The following is a 23,022-nucleotide window of genomic DNA, read 5'->3' as shown; positions in this document are numbered from 1 at the left end:
CTATTTCAGATAGCTCGCGAGATTCATGCCGAGGATCTTGGACATTGCCGAATAGGAAGCCGTCAGCTGCGCCTGGTAGGTGGAGAGCTGGGCGGTGATGGCGGCGACATCGACGCCGGTGAGGTCGTTCGACAGGCTTTCGGCGTAGCTCTTGTAATCGGTCTGTTGCGTGCTCGCCGTCTCGATCGAGGACGACGAACTCGAGAGTTTTGCCTGCACCGCCGCGGTGTCGTCGAGCGCCGTGCTGGCGAGGTTGAGCGCGCTGGAAATGTCGGAGGATGACAACGAGGTGCTGTTGGCCACGAACTTCAGCACGCGCATGACTTCCTCGAACGCCGAATTGTCGCCGGTAACACCATACGACACGGTGTTATCGGCGGCGACGCGTACCGAGGCAATCTCGTCATCGCCCGTGTAATAGCTGGTGTCCGCCGTGGTGATGGAACCGGTACCCGACGAAAAGCTGGTGAGGTCGACCGGCGCCGTGTCGGTCTTGCCACCGGCAAAGACATACTGGCCGTCATACTGCGTGTTCATCAGCGAGCCCATCTGCTCCAGCATCTGCTGGGCGGAGGAGATCACCGAATTCGTTTCGGTCGAGCTCCCGGTCGAAGCCGCGCTGAGCTGGGAGCGAAGCTGGGTGATGATGTCCGTCACCGAGCCGACGGCCGAATACATCACCTGGATCTTGCTGTCGGCGAGCGTGGCCGCATCGATATAGGATTGCGCGCGCGTCACCGACACCTGGAGATTGACGACATGCTGCGCGTTCGAGCCGTAACCGCCGAAATCGGTCGAGACGACGCCCGACGATTCCTGAACTTGCTCGTTGGCCATGACCGACTCCACGCGCATCGCGTCGGCGATCATCTTGCTCGACTGGGCGAAGGTGGCAATCCGCATCGCGACCATGGAGCTGCTCCCGCGCGCTTTACGACGACTGCACGGCGGTGATAAGCGCCGAGTACATACTGTTGATAGCCGAGATCAGCGCGGAGGCCGCCGAGTATTGGTTTTGCAGCGTGCTCAGATTGGCGGATTCCTCGTCGAGGTTGACGCCCGACTGCGACGACAGCGAGCTCGCATAGGTCGACTGCGCGGTCTCCTTGGCTGTGTAATTGGTGGACGCCTGCGAGGCCTTGCTCACGACATCGGCCACGATTGTCGAGGCATAGTCGGCAAAAGAGCCGGTGGTGGCGGCGAGCCCCCCGGTGGAGGAAAACGTCCGTGAGGCCGTCAATGCGCTGTAGAGCGCATTGACCACGGTCGCAGATCCGGACGTCAGCACATTGCTGCCGACCGTAAGGCTCGAGGAGGAATCCAGTGTTGCAAGCTGCAACGCGCTGGTGCCGGACAGGATGTTGCTGTTGACCGCGATATCCGACGCGCTTGTTCCGGTCACGAGATCGTTGAGGCCAAAATAGTCGGAAAATCCCTCGCTTGAGCTACCGACCGAACTGGTCATCTCATTGACCGCGACGCCGTTGCCCGAGCCTGTCGCCGTAATCGAGAGATGCCCGTTCGTATCGACCGACGCCGACATCCCGGAAATGCCATTGATGGCGGTGACGAGATCGCCGACCGTGGAATAGGACGACAGGTCGAGATCGCCGTAGGAGACCAGATAGCCGCTCTGGTCGGTCACGGCAAGGCGCACCGTGCCGGTGGCGGACAGCGCCGTGCTGGTGGTGACGCTGGTCGTTCCGGTCAGGCTGGTCGGCGCCGGCACCGAGGAGGCACTGTTCGAGACGGTGTTGACCGCGGATGCAAGCTGCGTTGCGAGCTGGTCGAGCTGGGACTGCGCCGCCGGCAGGGTCTTGTCGCGGAGCGTGATCAGCGCGCCGATGTCGCCGCCGGTGATCTGCGAGGTGATGTCGACGCCGTTCACCGTGATCGCGCTGAAACCGCTCGACGAGGAGCCGGCGGTGTAAGTCGTCGACGACGACACGTTGGCGGCGGCCGTATAGCTGATCTTGTGCGCGGAGCTATCGACCAGCGCCTGCCCAGTCGTGGTGTAGATCTGGAGATCGCCGTTCGACGCCGTGTAGTAGCTGACGTTCATCTTCGAGGCGACGTCCTGCAGCGCGGTGTTGCGCTGGTCCTCCAGGTCGGAGGTCGACTGGCCTGCCGCCGCCGTCTGCTTGATCTCCGCGTTCAGATCCGCGATGGTCTGCAAGTCCGTATTGACGTCGTCGATCGAGGACGAAATGTCCTGGTCAGCATTGGAGCGGAGCTTCTGGACGCCGCTCGAGGTCTCGCGCAGCTGGCTCGTGACGTCGTCGAGAGCGCTGACGACGTTGGATTGCAGCGAAGCGCTGCTCGGCGTGCTCGCCAGCGACGACAGCGCCGATTCCAGCGAGGCGATGCCGTTGGCCAGCGAGGTCCCGGTCGACGAGCTATCGGTGCCGCTGGTCGAGCCGTAGAGCTTCTCCAGCGAGGTCAGATAGCTATTGGCCGTGTCGACCGAACCGAGATCGGAGTCCGCACTGACCAGCGACTTCAGCAGCAGCTTGTCGACCGTCGAGGTGATGCCCGTCACCGTGACGCCGGTACCGACGCCGTTGGTGACGCTGCTCGACTGGTTTGCGGTCTTCTTGGTATAGCCCGTCGTGTCGGCGTTCGAAATGTTCGACGACGTCACGCTGATCTGCACCGACGTGGACGACAGGCCGCTGAAGGCGATCGATCGTGCGATATCGAGCGACACGGCGGGCTCTCCTGCTCGTCAGGCGCTGCGGCTGGTGCCGCTGGAGACGGCGCGCGCAGCGACCCGGCCGGAGGCGCCATAGGGCGATACCGCGGCGATCTGCTCGCGGATCGCCTGCATGACCGCCTCGATCCGGCGATTGCTGGCCTCGATCGCGGCACGCAGGCGCACCAGGTTTTCGTCCATTGCCGCGCGCAGCTTCAGGATCCGATCCAGCAACTGTTCGCGCAGCATCCGGTCCCGCACGTTCATGGTGGTCCCGCCCGCCGCACATTCAGCGACGGACCGTTCGAAGATCTCCGCCAGGCGATTTTTCTCGTCGACCTGCTTCAGGCGTGAGGCCGGCAGACCTTTGGCGAGTTCGGTATTCTCTTCCGCCACCAACGCAGTCAGAACGTCGATCAGTCCGATCAGCGACTTGATCCGGGCATCGCCATTTGCGGCGTTGGTCCGCGTGGCTTGACCATTGGCTTGGGCTACACTCATGGTCATCGCCTTCTTCTAATTTTGCCGTTTTCCGCGATGGACTTGCGAGTTGCGCAAATAAGCGCCGATCGCGGTCGTCCTGACGGTCGCCTGTCTCATCTCACCCTCGACCGCTGCGCATTCCTTCAACAAGCCGCGGCGGGTCGTCTCGATATCGTCGAGCAAGGCAAGCACCTGCTTGTGGTCACTGTCCTTCACGGTTGCGGTCCGTGCCTCCAGCCGTCGCAGCCGGCGCAGCAGCGCTTCTCCGGCGGTCTTGGCCTCCTCGCTGCGCATCGCTCACCTCATCGCCGAAATCAGGGTGTCGTACATCTTGCTGACGGTGGAGATGACCTGGGACGCCGCCGAATAGGCCTGCTGCGCCGAGATCATGCTCGAGAACTGGCTGGAGGTGTCGGTGGTCGAGGATTCCAGCTCGCTGCCGTAGATCGTGCCCGCACCGTTCTCGCCGGACGCTTGCAATGCCGCGTTCCCCGACGTCACCGTCGCGGAATAGAGGCCGTCGCTGGCGGCGGAAAGCCCGGTTGGGTCGGCGAAGGTCGCAACAGCGATCTTGTAGATCGCGATGGTCTGGCCGTTGGAATAGGTGGCGTCGACGATGCCGTTCTTGCCGATCGAGATGCTGGACAGCTTGCCGTAGGAGAGGCCGTCCGACGAGATGCTGGTGACGTTGACGGTCGGCGTCGTCTCGCCCGAAGCATATTGTGTCAGACCGTCCGTGCCTCCGGCGGTGCCGAGACTCATCGTGATCGTGCTGTCCGCCGCACCATCGGTCCAGCCCGTCACCGCGACGGTCGCCGGGCTCGGGCTGGTGCTCGCCAGCGAGCCGTCGCTGTTGAAGGTGATCGCGATCGTCCCCGAAGCTGTGCCGGTCGCGGTCGTGGTGTCCGACGTCGAGGTTGGATTGGCGAAGCTCGCGCTCCACGTGTTGGTTCCGGTCTTGGTCCAGGTAACCTGCATCGAGTTCGCCGCGCCGAGCGAATCGGTGACGGTCATCGAGCTGGTGTAGGTGTCGCCGGTCGCGGCATCCGACGGCAGGTTCGCCGCAATCGTGGTCTTGGTGGTGGCGCTGCCGCTGGTCGAGGCGACCTGGGTGTTGATGGCCTGGAGATTGCTCGCCGATTCATTGCCGACGACGTTTCCGTCCGAATCGGTGCGCCATCCCTCCAGGTAACTGCCATTGTTCTCGAGATAGCCCGCATTGTCGGTCGAAAAGGCACCGTTGCGGGTATAGGACGTGGTGCCGCCCGACGTGGCGCTGGTCACGACGAAGAAGCCCGAGCCCTGGATCGCGACATCGGTGGCGTTCGAGGTCGCGGCGAGCAGACCTTGCTGGGTGATGTTGGCGCGGCCCGAGACGGTGACGCCGCCCGAGGCATAAGACGTCGCGTTGCTCGATGCGGTGACGAGGTCGTCGAACATCGCCGACGTCGTTTTGTACCCCGTCGTGCTGGTATTGGCGATGTTGTCGCTGATCATCGACAGGGACTGGCTCTGCGCGCTGAGCGCGGAGATCGCCGAAGAGAGTGCACCGGTGAGACTCATGATGAAACTCCAGAGGGATCAGGACGTAGGATCAGGACGTGACGCCGATGATGTCGGCGGCGCTGACGGAGACGCCGTTCACGGTCAACGATGGCGTGGAAGTGGAGGTGTCGATGCCCGTCACCGTGCCGGTGATGGTGGTGTAGTTGAGCACCGAGTTTCCGGCGGAATCCGTCGCGGTCACCGAGATGGTGTACTGACCGCCGTCGGTGAGCTGGGTGCCGCTGGAATTCTTGCCGTCCCAGGTGAAGGTGTTGGATCCGGAGTTACCGGTCCCGGTGCCGGTGTAGACGGTGTTACCGGAGGAGTCCTTGATGGTGACCGCGACGTCGGAAGCGGCCGAGGACAGCGAATAGCCGAACGTCGCCGAGCCGCCGCTCAAGGTCGACGTGTCGGTCTTCGCCTCGACGGTGTGGCCGATATAGTTGACCGAGTTGAGCGTCACGAGGCTCGAGAAGGAGCTGGAGAGCGAGGTCAGGTTGGAGTTGATCGACTGCTGCTGGCTGAAGTTCGCGTAAGACGTGAGCTGGTTGATGAAGTCGGTGGTCGAGGTCGCGTTCAGCGGATCCTGGTTCTGAAGCTCGCTGACGAGCAGGCTCAGGAAATCACTGGAGGTCAGCGTCGAACTGGACGAGGTGCTCGACGATGATGACGTCGTCGTGGTCGCAGTCGTTGCAGAACTCGTTGCGGAAACTGTCATCAGAAACTCCGGCTTTCTCGCGCGGCCGGCGACAGCGATGTCGGTCAGCGCGCTTGAAATCTGTGTGCTGATGAAACGCGTGGCGGCGCGGATTCAGGCGCGGATTCACGGCTGCGAAGATCGCTTTCGACACGGCAAAATCTGCCGCGTGCTAGCGTCCGGGAATGCTGAAAGCGCGCTTACGAAAAAGCGCAGCCGCTCGCACGTGTCGGTGCGAGCGCAAAACTCATGCGGATCGGAATGTCAGGGAAAGAGCCGTTCAGCTGCCCGCCGTCTCGCCTTCGGTGCGCGGCTCGGCCGTGTCGCTCTTCATTTTCGCGGCGGCGGCGATGCGGTCGGCAAGGCCTGCAGGCGCCCGCACCGGCGGTGCGGCGAGCGCCTGGCGCAGGGCGCGCATCTCTTCCAGCAAGGCCTGCGCAGCGGAGGAGCGCTTTAGCAGCTCTTCGGCGGGCAAGCGCCGATCATCGGGCCAGAGGGAGAGGTCCTCGCCCAGCCGATCGATCAGTTCCTCAAACTCGGTGACGTCCATCGCCCGCCGATCCCGCCTCGGTCGGGTCCCTCATAAAGCATTGCAAGCCCGTCGAAAACCGATTTCCGGCAGCTTCGCGCGCCAAAAAGCGCCCGGAGCACCACGGACACGGGGCCAAACTACCGGGGCGGCCAATCGCCGGGAGGCGCTTGCGCAGGTCCGCGCGGTCGCGGCTCAGCCCGTGCGGGCCGAATCGGCCGGCGCGATCTTGCCGCCCCGCGCCGTCGCGTCGACGTGCTCCCAGGCCTCCCGCAACTCGGTCACGGCCGCGATGATCCGCCGAAAACTCGTCGGGGCATGCGGCCGGCCGAACGCCTTGTGGCTCGCCACGATCAGGCTGTTGTAAGTCTGGAACAGCCGCTCGGCCACCGCTCCACCCCTGGTGAAGTCGAGATTGTGGCTGAGCCCGCGCAGGATCGCGGTTGCCTTCAGCAGATATTCGTGACCCTCCTCGAAGCGCCGCGCTTCCTGCGCGGCCAAGGATTTCTGGAAGAAGGTGATCGCGCCGCCAAGCAGCATCGAGATCGCCTTCAGCGGCGGCACGCTGGTGGCCGCGCCCCGATAGGCCTGATTGGCCATGTACGCCATCGGATTATGCATTATCAACTACTCGAGCTGGAGTTAAGCAAGGCCTTGAGATAGGTGAGCGTGTTGTTCGCGCTCGTGATCGCGGCCTGGTAATTCGCGTACTGGGTCTGGAGCTGGGCCTGGTAGGCGGACGCAGCGCTCTCGATGTCGTCGACCTTCTGCTGAAGGTTGGTGTCGCGGTCCGTCAGGTTCGTGATCAGCGTCTGCAACGAGCCCGAGCTCGACGAATAGGTCTTGGACAGCTGATAGAGCTGCGTGGCGATGCCGGAGGTCGAGGTCACCGTGATCGATTGCGACGTCGATCCCGAATAGGTGAAGGCCATGCCGGCATAGGCCGTTCCGGCCGCGCCAAGGATCGTCGTGCCGCTCACCGTGAACAGCGAGGAATCGCCGCCGACCGATGCAGAGGAGAGATTTCCGGACGAGTCGACGGTCAGGTCGAGCGTGAAGGATTGCGGCGACGTTCCGGTGTTGACGACGCTGAGCTGGCTCGACGAGGTCTTGGTCTGCGCCGACAGCAGCGTGGTGACGCCGCTCAGATTCGTGCTGAGCACATTGGATAGCGTCGAGGTGTCGAGTTCGAGCTCGTTCTTCTCGTTGAAGGACAGGCCGAGGTCGGCCATGGTGAGACCGCCCACCGTGCTGTTGAGCGCGTTCTGGAGCGAATCCATGATGTCGCGCATGGTGCCGTCGCCGAACAGCACCGCGCTCGAATCCGCCGTGCCGTCGGAAGCCGTTGCCTGCTGCGCGATCACCGCATCGCGGAACGTGTTGTAGTTGGTGACGAGGCTCTCGACCGCCGTCTCGATCTGGCTGGTGTCGGGCTCGATGCTGATGCTGAGCGATGTTCCGCTGGGCGTCGCCTGGAGCAGGTTGAAGGTCACGCCCGTGAGCACGTCGGTGATGTCGTTGGTATCCCGCGTCATCGAGATGCCATCAAGAGAAAAATCAGCCGCTTGCGACGTCTGCAGCACGTCGGCAAAGGCGCCCGTGCTGTCGGTCACCCCGAGCTCGTTCAGGATGTCGTCGCCTGACGTGCTGGAATAGCCGATGTCGGCGGCATCCTCCGTGCCCGACAGCACCATCTCGTACGACCCGCTCGACACCTGGACGATCGAGGCCTGCACGTTGGTGGTCGAGGTCTGGGCATTGATGGCGTCGACGACGTCCTGCATCGACATCGTGCTGGTGACGGTGATATCGGCGGTGCTGCCGCTACCGAGACCAAGGGAGAAGGTGCCGGAATAGCCGAGCGCGCTGGTCTGGCTCGACTGCGAGGTGCCGATCACCTTCTGCGCGGTCGCGACCTGGCTGATGGTCAGCGTGTGGTCGCCGGTCGCAGCACCATTGCCGACCGACATCGAGAGCGCGGAGGACGCGCTGACGTCGCCGGACGAGCTGATGGTCGCCGCCCGGGTGGCGAAGGCGTTGGTCGCGAGCGAATTGACGACAGCCGTCGCGAGCGAGGAAAGGCCGCTGGAAAGCGTCGAAAGATCGGTCTGGAGCGTCTGGTAGGCGGAGATCTTGGCTTCGTTGTTGGTGATCGAGGTCGAGATCGTGGTCGCAGCTGTCAGCTTGGCGTTCACCGCCGCGGTGATCAGCGCACTCCAGTCCACACTGGTCGATGTGGTCGTGCCGGTCGTGGTCACCGTGGAGGCGCTCGACGTGCTCGCGGCGCTGCTGGTGCTCGAACTGACTGACGTCACTGTGCTGCCCGATCCATCCGAGGGTGAACCGGGCCGGCGTCAGGCCGGCCCGGGGATCTCTTGCCTAAGCGCTTAGCCGAGCAGCTTGAGCAGGTACTGCGGCATCTGGTTCGCCGCGGATTCCGCCGACACCGCGGCCTGGGTCTTCACCTCGGCCGAAGAAAGCGTGGCCTGCTCGGCCGCAATATCGACGTCCTTGATCGCGGAGTTCGCCGACTGCAGGTTCTGGGTCTGGGTCGAGATCGAGTCCGACGAGAAGTTGAACCGCGATTCCTGCGCGCCGATGCTGGCGCGGGCGGCGGAGACGGTGTCGATCGCGGCATCAAGCGTGGTCAGTGCCGATGCCGCGTCATCCAGCGAGCTGACGTCGAGCGAGGTCACCCCGAGCGACGACGAGGTCAAGCTCGACAGCTTGATCGTGATGGTATCCGAGCCGGAGGAGCCAACCAGGACCGAGACGCCCGAGGAGAACACGCTGGTCCCGTCGAGCAGGCTCTGGCTCGAGTAGCGGGTGCCGGTCGCGATCGAATCGATTTCGCTCGTGAGCTGCGTGAATTCCGAATTGATGTAGCCGCGGCTGGAGTCGGTCGTGGTGCCCGAGGCCGACTCGGAGGCCAGCGACTTCATGCGCGCCAGGATGTCCGAGATGTTGGAGGCGCCACCGTCGGCGGTCTGGAGGATCGCGGTCGCCTGCGAGGCGTTGGTCGCGGCCTGCTGCAGCGTGGTGACGTCCGACGAGATGCGGGTCGAGATCGCGAGGCCGGCGGCGTCGTCGGAGGCAGAGGTGATGCGCGAGCCGCTCGACAGCTTGGCGAGCGCGCTGCTCTCCTGCGCGGAATTGATGTTGAGGTAGCGGACCGCAGAGTTGGCCGCGGTATTGGTGGAAATTGCAGGCATTGGAAACTCCTGTGCTGATGGGCATGGCGTGCCGCATCGTTGAAGACGATTGACGACGCGGACCGCAGCCCCGTCCGTTCGCTCAAACGGGGAAGCGCAAGGAGATCAGGCGCGAATATTTTCGCAGGGCCGGTTTTATGGTTAGCAATCGGTAAACGCGGTGCGGATGTCGCGCTCGTGCTTGCGCAGCAACTGACGCAACTGCTGACGTCCGCGCTTGAGCAGGGACTCCACCGCAGCCACCGTGGTGTCCATCACCTGGGCAATCTCGCCGTTGCTCATGTTCTCGTGGTACGAGAAGATCACCGCGATGCGCTGCTGCTCGGGCAGGCGCTGCATCGCGAGCTCCAGCATGCCGTTCAGCTCGTTGCGCTCGATGATCTCGACCGCGCCGGGCTGGCCGTCGGCGACCTCCGGCACGGTCTCGACATTCTCGTTGCGCGGCTTGCGGCGCAGATCGATGCAGCGATTGGAGATGACGCGGTAGAGCCAGGTCGAGAATTTGGCGCGGCCGTGCTGCCAGCGCCCGCGATGGCTCCAGATCTTGAGCATGGTGTCCTGCACCACGTCTTCGGCATCGGCAGCATTGCCGACGATACGCAGCGCGATCGCATAGGCGCGATCGATGTGACGCTCGACCAGCATGCGGAACGCAGCCTCGTCGCCGGTGGCAAGTCTGTCGAGAAGTTCGCTGTCCTCATCGAAGACGATTTCGGCAGCGACCGGCGTGCTGTCCGGCGCCAGCGGTACCGACGGCATCACGGGCACCATCTCTTCAGCCGGCAGCGTCGTCGTGATCTCGGCCTCGGCGGGAGCCCAGACATCAGCAGCGTAACTCATCCCGCAATCTCCAACCCGCAATGCCGGCGGCGCACATGCCACACGGCTTCCAGGCGTTGAACGCGGGGCAAAAACAATCCAGGCGGAGAATCTTTGTTATTTTTCAAGATGTTATACGGTATCTTTTGCCGAGTATCGGGCAATAATTGCCGAGCGCGCGCTACTCTCGCGCATCAATTCCGCAATCATCACATCGTCTCGCGTCATGGCGGATCATCCATCCTGAACAGATGTCGTTGAGAGAAAACGCTGACATTACGCGGCACTAGGCGATCAAGCGCGACGCGCGCCTTGCGCATCAGGAAGCGATTGTTTCCGAGTGTGAATGAACGCGAGACGACTTCCGCACCCGGCAATTTTTTCCGAATCACCTTTTTCGAACCTAACGATTTTTTTGAATCTGTCAGTCGCGGCGAATGCGTTTTTGAATCGCGCGTGAATTATTTTCGCGCTTGTGGCGCCTGACATGGTGAACGTGCACGTTAATTGATCTGATTGGCGGGGAATCTGCACATGACGATCGCAACGGCCGGCACGAAGCGTCGCGCGCAAATTGTTTCTGCTTGGTCGTTCGATGTTTTCGATACATTTCTGCTGCGCGCCTGCACGACGCCGGATGGCGTATTTGAAAGGACTTACGAGCTTTCCGGCATTTCACAGACTTGTCCGAATGTTTCCGCGAGTTTCGTTCAGCATCGTATCCAGGCCGAAGCACGCGCGCGGAGGACCGCGAAAGAGAAGCGCGGCGGCAGCGAAATTCGCATCGATGAAATCTATTCCTATTTTCCATTCAAGCTGTTCGGTCTCACGCGTCATCATCTGAGCGATCTCGCCGAATCAGAGTTCGCAGCCGAGCTCGAGCTCTGCCGCGCCAATCCGGACATGCTTCGGCAATATATGGACATGAAGCAGGCCGGCCATCGCGTCGGCTTCATCTCCGACACCTATTGGGATTCCGCTTCGCTGGCGCGATTGCTGCGGGCATGCCGCCCCGGGCTGACCTGGGACTTCCTCTACGCCTCCTGCGACCACGGCAGCGGCAAAAGCGAGACGCTTTTCGCCAAATACCTGTCCGAGCAGGGTATCGACGCCAGCGTCTCCTTTCACGTCGGCGACAACGATAAGGCTGATATCAAGAGCGCGAAGCGCCACGGCATCCGGCCGCGCTATTATCCGCAGGCGACGCCGCAGTTGGCCTCGAAATTCCAGCGCGAGACCGCGCTGATCGAGCTGTTGTGCGCCGGCGCGCCGGTGCGGCTCGATCATGGCGCGCGGACCTTGCGGCGCATGGTCGCCGCGCGCAACGCCGGGAAATCTCCCGCCTTTCATCTCGGCATGAGTGTGCTCGGTCCGGTGATGACGGCCTTCGATGCCTTCATCGCCCGGCGCCACCGGGAGGTTGCCGGCTCCGGCAGGAAGGTCGCGCTCGCCTTCCTCGGCCGCGACGGCTTCTTGCCACACCGGATCTGGCGGGACTTGCACGGCACCACATCGGCCTATCTCGAGATCAACCGGCGCGTCAGCCTGATCGCCTCGGCCGATACCATGCAGCCGCTCATTGACCTTCTCGGCAAGGTGTTGAAGATCGACGCGCCGACCTTCCGCGACATGATCAAGACTTTGCCGCCGGAGGTCGCCGCGTTCTTCGCGGCTTATCCTGACGGAATTGCTCCCGGCGAGGATCTCGCCGAAGCCCTGCCGAAGCTGATGGATGCCGGCGAGATCGTCGATCTCGCCGCTGCACTGCGCGCGCGATTGCTCGCCTACCTGCGTCACACGATCCCGGATTTCGACGACTGTACCGACCTGGTGCTCGCCGATCTCGGTTATTCCGGGAGCGTGCAGAAGGCATTGCGTCGCGTGTTCGACATGGAAGGCATCAAGATCCGTCTCCACGGCGCCTATCTGATCTCGCTCGACGATGCCTTCGATGATGTCGCCGAACAGGACACCGCGGCGGGCTTCATCTCGGACCTCGTGGTGACGCCGCATATCAAGCGCATGCTGATCCGCAACGTTGCGCTGCTTGAGCAGATCTGCTGCTCCGCGGATGGCTCGGTCCGAGATTATGACGGCGACCGGGTGCTACGGGAGATCAATCCGCGACCGGCCAGCCAGATCGCGCTCGCCGCGGAGATTCAGGCCGGCGCGCTGGCCTTTGCGAAGAGCGCCGAGGATGTCGCGCTCGACTTCTGTCTCGACCCCAATGCCGCGCCTGATATCGCTGCGCGCTGGTGCACGGCGACACTGGCGCGGTTCCTGCTGCTGCCTGATGAGGACGAGCTGGCGCTGCTCGGCGGGCTGAAACACGACGTCAATCTCGGCACGCATGCACTGGCGCCGATGATCGACAGCGACTTCCTCCGCCGGCAGATCACCGCCCGCGGCTTTTCCGCGGCCTGCGCGTCAGCCGCCCCGCCGATGTGGCTCGCCGGCAGCTTTGCCCGGCTGTCACCGTCGAACGCCTATCTTTATGCATTATTCGGGGCCAACCGTTTGCCGGCCGACGTCTTCGAAGAGAGCCCTTGTGGTCAGGTCCAGATCGGACTGTTCCGCGCCAATGCCGCTGCCACGCTGGACACCGTGACCCTCTATCGCACTGGTTTCGGCGAGCTGCGCCTGCGCATTCCCCTCTCGCGCACGATGGCCATCGCGATGATCGCGCTGCCGCTACCGAAATTCGCCGCAGAAGGTCTCCTTCATGGCGTGACCGTCCAATCGGCCGACGACATTCGCGACGCCGCCGAGAGCCAGGATGTGGCCGGTATCGCCGCCGAAAGCCTCATCTCAGCCGGCGTACAGCACAACGGTGCCCATTATCGCACCGAGAACGACGATGCCTGCCTGCTGATCCCCGTCGGCCCCATGGCGCATGACATCGCGATCTATTCGGTCGCGATCACCCCGCTCGGTTCCAGCCCCAAATAGCGCGCCTGATCGCGCCGCCCCGGCCGTTCAAGTCCAAGGGCTGGCTGGCGAGGCGAGGGGCACGGAATTGACGGACGGGATGCACGCAAACCTTGATGACCTCCTGCAATCCGGCGGCATCCGGCTCGGCCGGGCCCAGCGCGATCGACTGGACTGGCTGACCGACCAATATGGCGCCCCGACATTGGACGCCGGGAGCGGGCGCAGCGGCGTTGTCATCCTCAAGGAGCCGCCGAGCGGCGCGGCCGCGGAGCTGTTCTACCGCTCGCTCAATCCCGGCTGTGCCGTCGTCATTCCGGCCAGCGAGAACCCCGGATTCGATTTCCTCAAGTCCAAGCTGACCGAGTTCGGCACGGTCGGCCCCTGCGGCGCGGACGGCCCGCACGAGATGTGGTGGGGCGGCATCGGCTGGTCGAAATTCCTGGCGGCCGCCGATACATCCACCGCCCGCCCGCGGATCGTCTCCTGTTACCCGCGCGGCGGCGACGCGACCGCCGCGTTCGAGCTCCGGCACTCGCTCGAACGATTTGATCTCGCCTGTCATATCGAGCCGATCGACACCCAGTTCGGCGACCGCCTGCTCTGCTTCGAGAAGGCGGAGTTCATGCTGCGGATGTGGAACAAGTATCGCGAGCCGCTGCTCTTCATCGAAGCCGGCGCCGTGCTCCGCGAGGCGCCGCTGCTACCGTCGTTCCTCGGCGGCGACATCGCACTCCACAAGTGGAATCGCTGGGAGATGTCGGCCCGCACGCTCTATCTCGGCCGCACCGGGGCTGCGGAGATGCTGCTACGCACCTGGCAGCATCTCGCCGCGTCCTATCCCGCGATCTGGGAGGGCTATCTGCTCGACCAGGCCTGGAGCCTGACCTCTTCGCAGGTGCCGCTCGACATGGTGTGGCTGCCGCGGTCGTATCACGCGCTGAAGGGCGATCTCGGCGCGATCCGCGCGACGATCTTGCATGATCAGCAGACGACGACGCTGGAGCTCGGCCCTGATCCGGCCTTCGCCGGCCTCGTGCGCACCGCACGCCGCGCCGGCCGCACCGGCGCGCGCGATGCCTTCATGGTCATGACATCGAAGGCCGAGGCCGGCAAAGGCATCGCGGTGATCCTGCGCGATATCTCGGCCAGCGACGCCGGCGCGGTCGCCGCCACCGTCGAAGCCGTGACTGGCGCCTATGCCGCCGATTGCGGTGGTTATGGCCGCCTCGAACTGTCGCTCTGCGCCTGGCAGGACGATGTCGGCGCGGCGCGTGATGCGGCGGCGCTGGCGCATTACCGCATCCTGGAGATCGCGCCGGGACAGCGCATCGCCAACGACTTCTTCACCCACTGCGCGGCCGACGACGCCGTCATGACCGCCCGCCATCTCTTCCTCTGAGGGACATCACGCGATGCTCAAGACCATCATCCTGCTCACCGACACCGTGCAACAGCAGCAACCGCTAGCCAACCTGCTGCGCGAGCACAATCGCGAGCTCGCGTTCTGCTCCGCGCTCCGCGCCCAGGACCTCAGAGCCATCGAGCCGGAGATCCTGAGCGAGGCACGTCTGGTGTCTTTCGCCGCCGACGTTGCGGTCCCCGAAAGATTCCTGCTGCAGCTCGGCTAAGGTGCCTACAAGTTCTACGCCGCGGCGACGCAATATCCGGGGCTGCCGCCTGCGCCCGACGAAAGCGACGAGAATCCGCACTGCTACTCCGTCATCGCGCAATCGATGATGATCTGGCCCGACTTTAAGAAAGTGGTCGGACTGGAGACCGTGACGATCCCGGACGGCACCGTTGCCGCCGAGCGCGAGCGGCTGGTGTTCTCGCGCCTGGCCCATTTGTTCTGGCGGATGTCGATCATGATCGCGGGCGAAGTGACCGATCTCCCCGGGATCATCGGATCTGCCGAGAGCGAGCGGCCGACGCTTGCCATGATGAACTGAGCTAGCGCGCCGAGCCGCGGAGCTGCTCCGACAACACATCGCGCTGCTCCGGTGCCGCGATCGCGATCATCCGCCGCGCGCGCTCGGCGAGACCGCAGCCGCGTAGCTCGGCGATGCCCCATTCGGTGACGATGGCATCGACATCGGCGCGGGGCGTCGTCACCGTCTCGACATGGGCGACGATCCGGCTGGTGCCATCCGATGCCGTCGCCGGCAGCGCGATGATCGCCCGCCCGCCGGGAGACGCATTGGCCCCACGTACGAAATCGAGCTGCCCGCCGATCGCCCCGATCGCAATGCCATTCAGCGTCTCGGAGTTCACGCTGCCGTCGAGCCCGACCTGAAGCGCCGAATTGATCGCGACCAGCCGGTCGATCCGCGCCAGCACGCCGTGGCCGTGCGTGTAGGACGTCGGCCGCACTGCGACCGCCTTGTTCTCGTGCACGAAACGATAGAGCCGCTTCGTGCCGATCACCTGGTTGGTGACCGTGACCCCCGCATCGATTCCCTTCTCCGCATTCGTGACCGCGCCGCGCTCGATCAGGTCGACCACGGCATCGTTGATCAGGCCGGAGTGAATGCCGAGATTGCGTGCGTGGGAGAGCGACGAGAGGATCGCGTCCGGAATGCGCCCCACACCGAACTGGAGCGTGCTGCCATCTACGATCAGGCTCGCCGCGTGCGCGGCGATGCGCCGTGAAATATCATCGAGCGGCGGTGACGCCAATTCGACCGGCGGGCGTAGGGCCGCCACCCGGATGTGGATCGGCACGTCGCCCGGCCATTCGGCTCCGAATGTGAAAGGTCCATCCCGGTTGATCTCCGCGATCACGAGGCGCGCACCACGCGCGGCATCGATGACGTAATCGTTGGAGAGGCTGGCACTGAGCCGCCCCCCGGACTCGGCGAGTTGCACCAGGACGACATCGGCCTGATGCCGCCGCGAGGCGAAGTCGGCACAGAAGGCGCTGTAGTTGCTCGGGATCGTTTCGAGCCGCCCAGCCCTGGCGAGCCGCCGCGCATTGCCGATCACGCCATAACTGTTAAACGACACGTTGGGCGCACAGGCCGCGAAGAACGTTTCCGAGAAGATCGGCCCGACCATCATCCGGAATGCCGGCAGATTTCCGGCCTGCGCCATCAGCGCTTCAGTCAAGGTGACCGGCTCTGCCGTCGCCTGGCCGCACACCACGAGATCGCCCTCACGGACCAAGCCGGAGAAGCCGATTGGCGCGGTGTCCCCGGGCATTGCCGCCTCAATACGACTTCGCGAGGCCCAGCACCTTTTCCGCAATGAAGCTGAGCGCGAGCTGCGGGCTGACCGGCGCGATGCGCGGGATCAGCACCTCGCGCAAATAACGCTCGACGTGGAACTCCTTGGCGTAGCCGAAACCGCCATGAGTCATCACCGCCTGCTCGCAGGCATGGTAACCGGCTTCACCTGCAAAATATTTCGCAGCATTCGCGCCGGCGCCGCACGGCAAGCCCTTGTCGTATTGCCAGGCCGCCTGCATCACCATCAGCCAGGCCGCCTCGAGCTCGACCCAATTCACCGCGAGCGGATGCTGGATGCCCTGATTTTTGCCGATCGGACGATTGAAGACGACGCGCGTCTTGGCGTATTCGGTCGCGCGCGACAGCGCGAGCTTGCCGAGGCCGACGGCTTCCGCCGCGATCAGGATGCGCTCGGGGTTCATGCCTTCGAGGATGTACTGGAAGCCCTTGCCCTCTTCGCCGATGCGGTCCTCCATCGGGATCTCGAAATCCTCGAAGAACAGCTCGTTGGAATCGACGACCTTGCGGCCCATCTTCTCGATCTCATGGACCTTGATCTTCTTGCGATCGAAATCCGTGTAGAACAGGCTGAGACCATGGGTCGGCGAGCGCACCTCCTCCAGCGGCGTGGTGCGCGCCAGCAGCAAGATCTTGTGCGCGACCTGTGCGGTCGAGATCCACACCTTCTGGCCGTTGACGATGTAGCGGCCGTTCTTGGCGACCGCGCGGGTCTTGAGCTGGGTGGTGTTGAGGCCGGTGTTGGGCTCGGTGACGGCGAAGCAGGCCTTCTCGCGGCCCTCGACCATCGGCGGCAGCATGCGCTTGCGCTGCTCCTCGGTGCCGAACACGACCACGGGATTGAGACCGAACACGTTGATGTGCACCGCGGAGGCGCCCGACATGCCGGCGCCCGACTCCGCGATCGTGCGCATCATGATCGCGGCTTCGGTGATGCCGAGCCCCGAGCCGCCATAGGCCTCCGGCACACAGATGCCGAGCCAGCCGGCGTCAGCCAGCGCCTTGTGGAAGTCATGCGGGAAGCCGCCGTCGTGGTCCTTTTTCAGCCAATAGGCATCGGGAAAGCCTTCGCAGATCTTGGCGATGGCGTCGCGAATGGCTTCCTGCTGATCGGTGAGCGCGAAATCCATGGTGGTCTCCTTGTGGAGGCTCTCAAGCGCAATAACATTGCGCTTGAGCTAGCGCCCCATCTGCGACGGCAGCCAGAGTATGATAGACGGAAACGCCACCAGAATCGCGATCGCAATCAGGTGGGCGATGAAGTGCGGAAAGGTGCCGTGGAACACCTCCGCCACCGGCCGCTTGGCGTAGCGTGCGACGATGAAGCAATTCAGCCCGACCGGCGGCGTGATCATGCCGACCTCGGCGGTGACGATCTTGATGACGCCGAACCAGATCGGATCGAAGCCGAGCGTCTTGATCAGCGGCAGCACGATCGGCACGGTCAGCACCAGGATCGCGATCTGGTCCATGAACGAGCCGAGCACGATGTACCCGCACAGGATCAACGTAATGATGACCCAGCGCGAGGCCGGCAGCGAGCCGATCCAGGCGACGAGGTCCTGCGTCACATGAGTGAGCGTGAAGAAATAGCCGAAGATCGAGGCGCCAACCAGAATCATGATGATCATGCAGGTGCCATGGCAGGCGCGCAGCAGCGTCTTGTAGAGCGAGGACGGCGTGATCTTGCCCTTGACGATCGCGAGCAGGAAGGCGCCGAACGCACCGAAGGCGGATGCCTCCGTCGGCGTCGCGACGCCGAGATAGATCGTGCCCGTCACGATCGAGAACAGCACCACCATCGGCGAGACCTGCCACAGCAGCGCGAATTTCTCGCGCCACGGCACCGATTTCGCGGCCGGCGCGCGCGAGGGATCCTGCCAGACCAAAAAGTAGATCGTGGCCATGATGGTGAAGGTGACGAGGATCGCGGGGATGATGCCGCTGATCAGGAGCTTGCCGATGTTCACCTCGGCGAGCAGGCCGAAGATGACGAGCGCGACGCTGGTCGGCAGCAGCATCGACAGCGTGCCCGAGATCGCGACCATGCCGGCAGCCATCTTCGGCTCATAACCCTGGCGGATCATCGCGGGAAGGCTGGTCGAGGACAGCGTCGCAGCCGATGCCGTCGAGGTGCCGCAGATCGCGCCGAAGCCTGCGCCGGCAAGCGCTGTCGCCATGCCGAGGCCGCCAGGAACACGCCCGACCCAAGCAGAGGCTGTCTTGAACAGATCATCCGCAACGCCGGACAGCAGCACGAGGTCCGCCATCAGGAGGAACATCGGAATGGTGATCAGCTCGTAGGAGGAAACGGTCGAGAGCGGCGCGGTCTCCAGGATGCCGAACAAGGTCGGAAAGCCGCCGACCATCACGAGGCCGACCGAGCCGGAAAAGGCCATGGCAAAACCGACCGGCGTGCCGAGCGCAAGCAGGCCGAACAGCAGAGCGAGAACGATGAGAGGTGTCATGGATATCCGCCGTTACTCGAAGCCGCGCGCTTCGCCGACGCCGGTGACCGGCGGCAGCGGATAGAGGTCGCGTCCGCTGACGAGGCTCAGCACATTGCCGACCAGCTGCAGCGCCAGCCGCAGCACCAGCACGCCGCAGCCGAACGGCACCAGCGCCGCCGAAATCCAGGTCGGCCAGGGAATAGCGCCTGACAGCACGTCATGCTGCTCGTAATTCTCCAGCGCGCGCGCGAACCCGACCTTGCAGATCAGGACGAACACGAACAGGCCTGCGAGCGCGGTGACGATCTCGGACAGCCGCCGCCCCGCCGGCGAGAAGCGCGACAACAGGATGTCGACGCCGACATGGACATGCTCGCGCAAGGCATCCGACAGCGTGAAGAAGAACACGCCCGCGAGCAGATAGAGCCCGATCAGATCATAGGTGAAGGAGAATGGGCTGTTCAGCGCGTAGCGCATGAACACGTCGGTCACGACCAGCACCATGATCACAAACATGAATAGCACCGCGATCACCGTCAGCGCGCGCTCCAGTGCGCCGAGCACATGCCCCGCCCGTTCGATCATTTCGCGCCTCCCTGTTCGATTTGCGGATTACTTGCTGTCGGCGCCAAGCAAGTCTTCGAACTCCTTCAGCGCGGCAGACGCCTGCTTGCCACGGCTGTCGAGACCGGCTGCCCACTCATGCCCGACGCCTTTGAGCTTGTCCTTCATCTCGGCGCGCGTCGCTTCCGGCAGCGGATCGAAGCTGACGCCTTCGTCCTGCATGTGCTTCTTGGTCACCTCGCCTTCCTTGTCGACATCGGCGCAAGCCTTCGGCGTGATCGCATCCGAGGCCTCGTTCATCGCGGTCTTCACGTCGTCGGGCAGCTTGTCCCAGACCGACTGGCTGATGGAATAGGCGACGATGAAGCTGCCGAAGCTGACGCCTTCGGTCGCGTGCTTGACCAGCTTGTCGAGGCCATAGGCGACGACGCTGTCGAGCGGGAACAGCAGCCCGTCCATCGTGCCGCGCGACAGCGACTCATAGGCATCGGGCGCGGCCATGCGCACCGGCACGGCGTTGAGCGCCCGCAGCGTGAGATCCTGCGCGCCGCCGGTGGTGCGCAGCTTCAGGCCCTGCATGTCCTTGGTGGTCTCGACCTTCGACTTGACGGTCCACACCTGGTAGGGCGGCAGCACCACGGCCATCAGCAGCTTGATCTTGTTCGGCGCGTATTCGCGGCTGGCCAGCACGCCTTCGCGCGCGGACTTCCAATAAGCAAGCGTGCCCTGGCAGCTGGTCGCGAACGCACCCGGCAACTGCGCGACTTCCGATAGCGGCATCTTGTCCGAAACATACGACGGCCCGATGTAGCCGATATCGACCACGCCCGATTGGGTTAGCCGCAGCATGTCGGCGGCTTTGCCGATCTGCTGGTTCGGGTAATAGGTGAAGGTCACCGCGCCGTTGGTGCGCTTGGTGACGTCGTCGATCCAGGGCTTGAGCATCAGGCGGACGAGATAATGTCCGGCGGGGAAGCTGTCGGCGACTTTGAGCTCAAGCGCCTGCGCCGACAGTGTCGAGACCGGCAGCGACAAAGCGAGCACGGCTGCAGCCCGGACCAGATTTGTCTTCATTTCATTCTCCCTGACGCGTCCCACGCCGAAGGCGGCAGCCGTTTGCTGCCAAGCCGTTCGGCCCCACGCTCCATTTCTTGCTTGAGGAAAAAGTACATATATGTGAATTTATCTGTCAAGTATATGAACTATGCATGGAGCTATGCGTTGCTCGCCGGCCCAGCCGATTGACATCGCCGGTTTATGAATTCTAACTCCACATATATGAATTCATCCCACGAGGCCCCATGGGACCGCTCGCCGGCTTCACCATTCTCGACCTGACTTCGGTGCTGATGGGCCCCTATGGCACCCAGGTGCTGGCGGACATGGGCGCTGACGTCATCAAGGTCGAAAGCCCCGAAGGCGACATCGTTCGCCAGATCGGCCCCGGGCGCACACCCGGCATGGGCGGGATGTTCCACAATGCCAATCGCGGCAAGCGCAGCATCGTGCTCGACCTCAAGACGCCCGAAGGACGCGATACGCTGCTGCGGCTGGCGAAAAGCGCCAACGCGCTTGTCTATAATGTGCGCCCGCAGGCGATGGCGCGGCTCGGCCTCGATTACGAGACGCTTCGCTCGATCAATCCGTCGCTGGTCTATGTCGGCGCGTTCGGCTACGGCCAGTCAGGCCCCTACGCCGCCAAGCCCGCCTATGACGATCTGATCCAGGGCGCCGCCACGATTCCGACGCTGCTTGCGGCCGCCGGCGACGGCACGCCGCGCTACGTTCCCGTCACCATTGCCGACCGCATCGTCGGGCTGATGATGGTCAATGCGATCATGGGCGGATTGATGCACCAGCAGCGCACCGGTGTGGGCCAGCGCATCGACGTGCCGATGTTCGAATCGATGACGGAGTTCGTGCTGGTCGATCATCTGGGCGGTCTCACCTACGATCCGCCGCTCGACCATGGCGGCTATGCCCGCCTGCTGTCGCGCTATCGCCGTCCCTACAAGACCAGCGACGGCTATCTCTGCGTCCTCATCTACAACGACAAGCACTGGCGCAGCTTCTTCGAGGCAATCGGGCAGCCGCATTTCCTCGAGCAGCCGCGCTTTGCCAACCACGCCGCGCGCACAAAACACATCGACGAGATCTACGAGGAGATCGGGCACATTTTCCTCACCCGCACCACTGCCGAATGGCGCGAGTTGCTGGAGAGCGCCGACATTCCGGTGATGCCGATGCATACGCTGGAGACGATCCTCGATGACCCGCATCTCAAAGCCATCGACTTCTTCAGGACGGTGGACCACCCCGTGGAAGGCCGCATCCGCCAGATGCGCGTACCCTCGACCTGGAGCGTGACCCAGCCGGAGGCTGCTGGCCCGGCACCGACACTCGGCCAACATGGCCGCGACATACTGCGCGAGGCCGGCTTCTCGGCCGACGAGATCGAGCGGCTCGCAGAGCAGAAGGCAGTTCACCTGGCGCCGCCGCCCTAGCGGCAGGCGCTGGCCAAATCGCAACAATACCGGGAGGAAACCGCGATGGCCGGACTTTATTTCGAAGACTTTTCCGTGGGCCAGGAGTTCAGGCATCCGCTGACCCGGACCGTCACGGAGATGGACAATACCATGTTCAGCCTGCTGACGCTCAATCCGCAGCCGCTGCACATCGACGCGCATTTCTCCGAAAAGACCGAGTTCGGCCAGCGCATTTTCAACAGCCTTTACACCCTCGGCATCATGATCGGCATGACGGTCTATGATACGACCATGGGCACCACCGTTGCCAATCTCGGCATGACCGACGTGACTTTTCCAAAACCGGTCTTCCATGGCGACACCCTGCGGGCGACGACGAAGGTGCTTTCGTTGAGAGAATCCAAATCGCGCCCGAGAGCGGGCATCGTCGAGTTCGAGCACCACGCACTGAACCAGAACGACGAGATCGTCGGCAAATGCCGCCGCATGGCGATGATGCACAAGAGGCCGGTCTGATGCGTTCGATGCTGTTCGTGCCGGGCGATTCCCCGCGCAAATTCGAGAAGGCGAGCGAAGGCAAGGCCGACGCGCTGATCATCGATCTCGAGGATTCCGTCGTCACCGACAAGAAGCCGGAGGCACGCGGGCTGACGCTGGCGATGCTGAAGGGCTCTCGCGGCCCGCATCAGCTCTATGTCCGCGTCAATGCGCTCGACACCGGCGTGACGCTGACCGATCTCGCCGCGGTGATGCCGGGCAAGCCCGATGGTATCGTGCTGCCGAAATCGCAAGGCGGCGACGACGTGCGGCGCGTCGCGACCTGGCTGGAAGCTTTGGAAGCAGCGGCCGGCATCGCGGTCGGCACGACGCGCATCGTCTGCGTCGCAACGGAGACCGCCGGCTCGATCTTTGGCCTCGGCAGCTACAAGGGCTGCTCCCCTCGCCTCGCCGGATTGATGTGGGGCGCGGAAGATCTCTCGGCTTCGCTCGGCGCGACCGAGAAGGCGTCGGGCGGTGTGTTCCACAGCCCCTATCGCCTCGCGCGCGATCTCTGCCTGATGGCGGCGGCCGCGGCGGAAGTGGCGCCGATCGACACGGTCTATACCGACATCGACAATCTCGCAGGCCTCGAGCAGGAAACGTGCGCGGCGCGGCGCGACGGGTTTTCAGCGAAGGCGCTGATCCATCCGAAACATGTCGACGTCGTCAACGCGGCGTTCGCGCCGACGGACGCCGAGCGCGCATGGGCGGAGAAGGTGATCGCGGCGTTCGCGAGCAATCCAAATTCCGGCACGCTGCGGCTCGACGGCCAGATGATCGACAAGCCGCATCTTCGCGCCGCGAAGAAGATCCTCGGCCAGCCCTAAATTAG

General features: G+C 63.8%; 23 protein-coding genes. 7 read left to right on the top strand and 16 right to left on the bottom strand.

Annotated elements, in window-relative coordinates:
* The 11 genes from ABIC09_RS07400 to ABIC09_RS07350 all read right to left on the bottom strand — a co-directional run bounded on the left by ABIC09_RS07400 (position 1) and on the right by ABIC09_RS07350 (position 9,998).
* Positions 1 to 912: a flagellin gene (locus ABIC09_RS07400; RefSeq protein ID WP_354108860.1), complete on the bottom strand. Its 912-nt coding sequence runs from the start codon at positions 910 to 912 to the stop codon at positions 1 to 3.
* 19 nt (positions 913 to 931) lie between these two features.
* The gene (flgK, locus tag ABIC09_RS07395) at positions 932 to 2,707 is read right to left on the bottom strand and encodes a flagellar hook-associated protein FlgK (RefSeq protein ID WP_354108859.1); all 1,776 of its coding nucleotides are present in this window, start codon (positions 2,705 to 2,707) and stop codon (positions 932 to 934) included.
* Positions 2,708 to 2,725: 18 nt separating this feature from the next.
* A complete protein-coding gene (locus ABIC09_RS07390) occupies positions 2,726 to 3,199 on the bottom strand; it encodes a flagellar protein FlgN (protein ID WP_354108858.1) in 474 nt (157 codons plus the stop codon).
* A 9-nt stretch (positions 3,200 to 3,208) separates the two neighbouring features.
* Positions 3,209 to 3,469 carry a hypothetical protein gene (locus ABIC09_RS07385; RefSeq protein WP_354108857.1) on the bottom strand — a complete coding sequence of 87 codons (261 nt, stop codon included), beginning with the start codon at positions 3,467 to 3,469 and terminating at the stop codon, positions 3,209 to 3,211.
* Positions 3,470 to 3,472: 3 nt separating this feature from the next.
* Positions 3,473 to 4,738, bottom strand: a complete 1,266-nt coding sequence (gene flgE / locus ABIC09_RS07380; RefSeq protein ID WP_354108856.1) for a flagellar hook protein FlgE — start codon at positions 4,736 to 4,738, stop codon at positions 3,473 to 3,475.
* Between the two features lie 31 nt (positions 4,739 to 4,769).
* Positions 4,770 to 5,438 carry a flagellar hook assembly protein FlgD gene (locus ABIC09_RS07375; protein ID WP_354108855.1) on the bottom strand — a complete coding sequence of 223 codons (669 nt, stop codon included), beginning with the start codon at positions 5,436 to 5,438 and terminating at the stop codon, positions 4,770 to 4,772.
* 259 nt (positions 5,439 to 5,697) lie between these two features.
* The gene (locus tag ABIC09_RS07370) at positions 5,698 to 5,967 is read right to left on the bottom strand and encodes a hypothetical protein (RefSeq protein ID WP_354108854.1); all 270 of its coding nucleotides are present in this window, start codon (positions 5,965 to 5,967) and stop codon (positions 5,698 to 5,700) included.
* Between the two features lie 174 nt (positions 5,968 to 6,141).
* The gene (locus ABIC09_RS07365) at positions 6,142 to 6,555 is read right to left on the bottom strand and encodes a flagellar export chaperone FliS (RefSeq protein ID WP_354108853.1); all 414 of its coding nucleotides are present in this window, start codon (positions 6,553 to 6,555) and stop codon (positions 6,142 to 6,144) included.
* Between the two features lie 14 nt (positions 6,556 to 6,569).
* Positions 6,570 to 8,261 (bottom strand): flagellar filament capping protein FliD, encoded by a 1,692-nt coding sequence (gene fliD, locus ABIC09_RS07360; RefSeq protein ID WP_354108852.1) that lies wholly within the window; start codon positions 8,259 to 8,261, stop codon positions 6,570 to 6,572.
* Positions 8,262 to 8,333: 72 nt separating this feature from the next.
* Positions 8,334 to 9,158: a flagellin gene (locus ABIC09_RS07355; RefSeq protein ID WP_354108851.1), complete on the bottom strand. Its 825-nt coding sequence runs from the start codon at positions 9,156 to 9,158 to the stop codon at positions 8,334 to 8,336.
* A gap of 141 nt (positions 9,159 to 9,299) precedes the next feature.
* On the bottom strand, positions 9,300 to 9,998 hold the full coding sequence (locus ABIC09_RS07350; RefSeq protein ID WP_354108850.1) for an RNA polymerase sigma factor: 699 nt from the start codon (positions 9,996 to 9,998) through the stop codon (positions 9,300 to 9,302).
* 513 nt (positions 9,999 to 10,511) lie between these two features.
* Here ABIC09_RS07350 and ABIC09_RS07345 point away from each other — a divergent pair.
* The 4 genes from ABIC09_RS07345 (at position 10,512) to ABIC09_RS07330 (ending at position 14,857) form a co-directional block, all read left to right on the top strand.
* Positions 10,512 to 12,926 (top strand): hypothetical protein, encoded by a 2,415-nt coding sequence (locus ABIC09_RS07345; protein WP_354108849.1) that lies wholly within the window; start codon positions 10,512 to 10,514, stop codon positions 12,924 to 12,926.
* Positions 12,927 to 13,005: 79 nt separating this feature from the next.
* On the top strand, positions 13,006 to 14,307 hold the full coding sequence (locus ABIC09_RS07340) for a hypothetical protein (RefSeq protein ID WP_354108848.1): 1,302 nt from the start codon (positions 13,006 to 13,008) through the stop codon (positions 14,305 to 14,307).
* A 13-nt stretch (positions 14,308 to 14,320) separates the two neighbouring features.
* Complete coding sequence (locus tag ABIC09_RS07335; RefSeq protein WP_354108847.1) at positions 14,321 to 14,536, top strand: hypothetical protein; 216 nt, start codon at positions 14,321 to 14,323, stop codon at positions 14,534 to 14,536.
* 105 nt (positions 14,537 to 14,641) lie between these two features.
* Complete coding sequence (locus ABIC09_RS07330) at positions 14,642 to 14,857, top strand: hypothetical protein (RefSeq protein ID WP_354108846.1); 216 nt, start codon at positions 14,642 to 14,644, stop codon at positions 14,855 to 14,857.
* 1 nt (position 14,858) lies between these two features.
* Here the strand turns inward: ABIC09_RS07330 and ABIC09_RS07325 are convergent, their stop codons facing one another.
* From ABIC09_RS07325 to ABIC09_RS07305, 5 genes are read right to left on the bottom strand one after another with little or no spacing between them, the layout of a single operon-like run.
* Positions 14,859 to 16,106, bottom strand: a complete 1,248-nt coding sequence (locus ABIC09_RS07325) for an acetyl-CoA hydrolase/transferase family protein (protein ID WP_354108845.1) — start codon at positions 16,104 to 16,106, stop codon at positions 14,859 to 14,861.
* 7 nt (positions 16,107 to 16,113) lie between these two features.
* A complete protein-coding gene (locus ABIC09_RS07320) occupies positions 16,114 to 17,280 on the bottom strand; it encodes an acyl-CoA dehydrogenase family protein (protein WP_354035296.1) in 1,167 nt (388 codons plus the stop codon).
* A 48-nt stretch (positions 17,281 to 17,328) separates the two neighbouring features.
* Positions 17,329 to 18,618, bottom strand: coding sequence for a TRAP transporter large permease (locus ABIC09_RS07315; RefSeq protein ID WP_354108844.1), 1,290 nt, complete (start codon positions 18,616 to 18,618; stop codon positions 17,329 to 17,331).
* Positions 18,619 to 18,630: 12 nt separating this feature from the next.
* Entirely contained in the window at positions 18,631 to 19,185 is a 555-nt protein-coding gene (locus ABIC09_RS07310) for a TRAP transporter small permease (protein ID WP_354108843.1), read from the bottom strand.
* Between the two features lie 27 nt (positions 19,186 to 19,212).
* On the bottom strand, positions 19,213 to 20,238 hold the full coding sequence (locus tag ABIC09_RS07305; protein WP_354108842.1) for a TRAP transporter substrate-binding protein: 1,026 nt from the start codon (positions 20,236 to 20,238) through the stop codon (positions 19,213 to 19,215).
* A gap of 227 nt (positions 20,239 to 20,465) precedes the next feature.
* Between ABIC09_RS07305 and ABIC09_RS07300 the strand changes: the two genes are divergently transcribed.
* From ABIC09_RS07300 to ABIC09_RS07290, 3 genes are read left to right on the top strand one after another with little or no spacing between them, the layout of a single operon-like run.
* Positions 20,466 to 21,668, top strand: coding sequence for a CaiB/BaiF CoA transferase family protein (locus tag ABIC09_RS07300; RefSeq protein ID WP_354086128.1), 1,203 nt, complete (start codon positions 20,466 to 20,468; stop codon positions 21,666 to 21,668).
* A 9-nt stretch (positions 21,669 to 21,677) separates the two neighbouring features.
* A complete protein-coding gene (locus ABIC09_RS07295; RefSeq protein WP_347340246.1) occupies positions 21,678 to 22,166 on the top strand; it encodes a MaoC family dehydratase in 489 nt (162 codons plus the stop codon).
* On the top strand, positions 22,166 to 23,017 hold the full coding sequence (locus tag ABIC09_RS07290; RefSeq protein ID WP_354108841.1) for an HpcH/HpaI aldolase/citrate lyase family protein: 852 nt from the start codon (positions 22,166 to 22,168) through the stop codon (positions 23,015 to 23,017). The genes ABIC09_RS07295 and ABIC09_RS07290 overlap by 1 nt, the downstream gene beginning before the upstream one ends.
* The last annotated feature ends 5 nt before the right edge of the window (positions 23,018 to 23,022 follow it).

Source organism: Bradyrhizobium sp. S3.12.5, from assembly GCF_040548225.1.
Classification (GTDB): Bacteria; Pseudomonadota; Alphaproteobacteria; order Rhizobiales; family Xanthobacteraceae; genus Bradyrhizobium; species Bradyrhizobium cytisi.
This window is presented reverse-complemented; position numbering and strand designations above follow the sequence as displayed.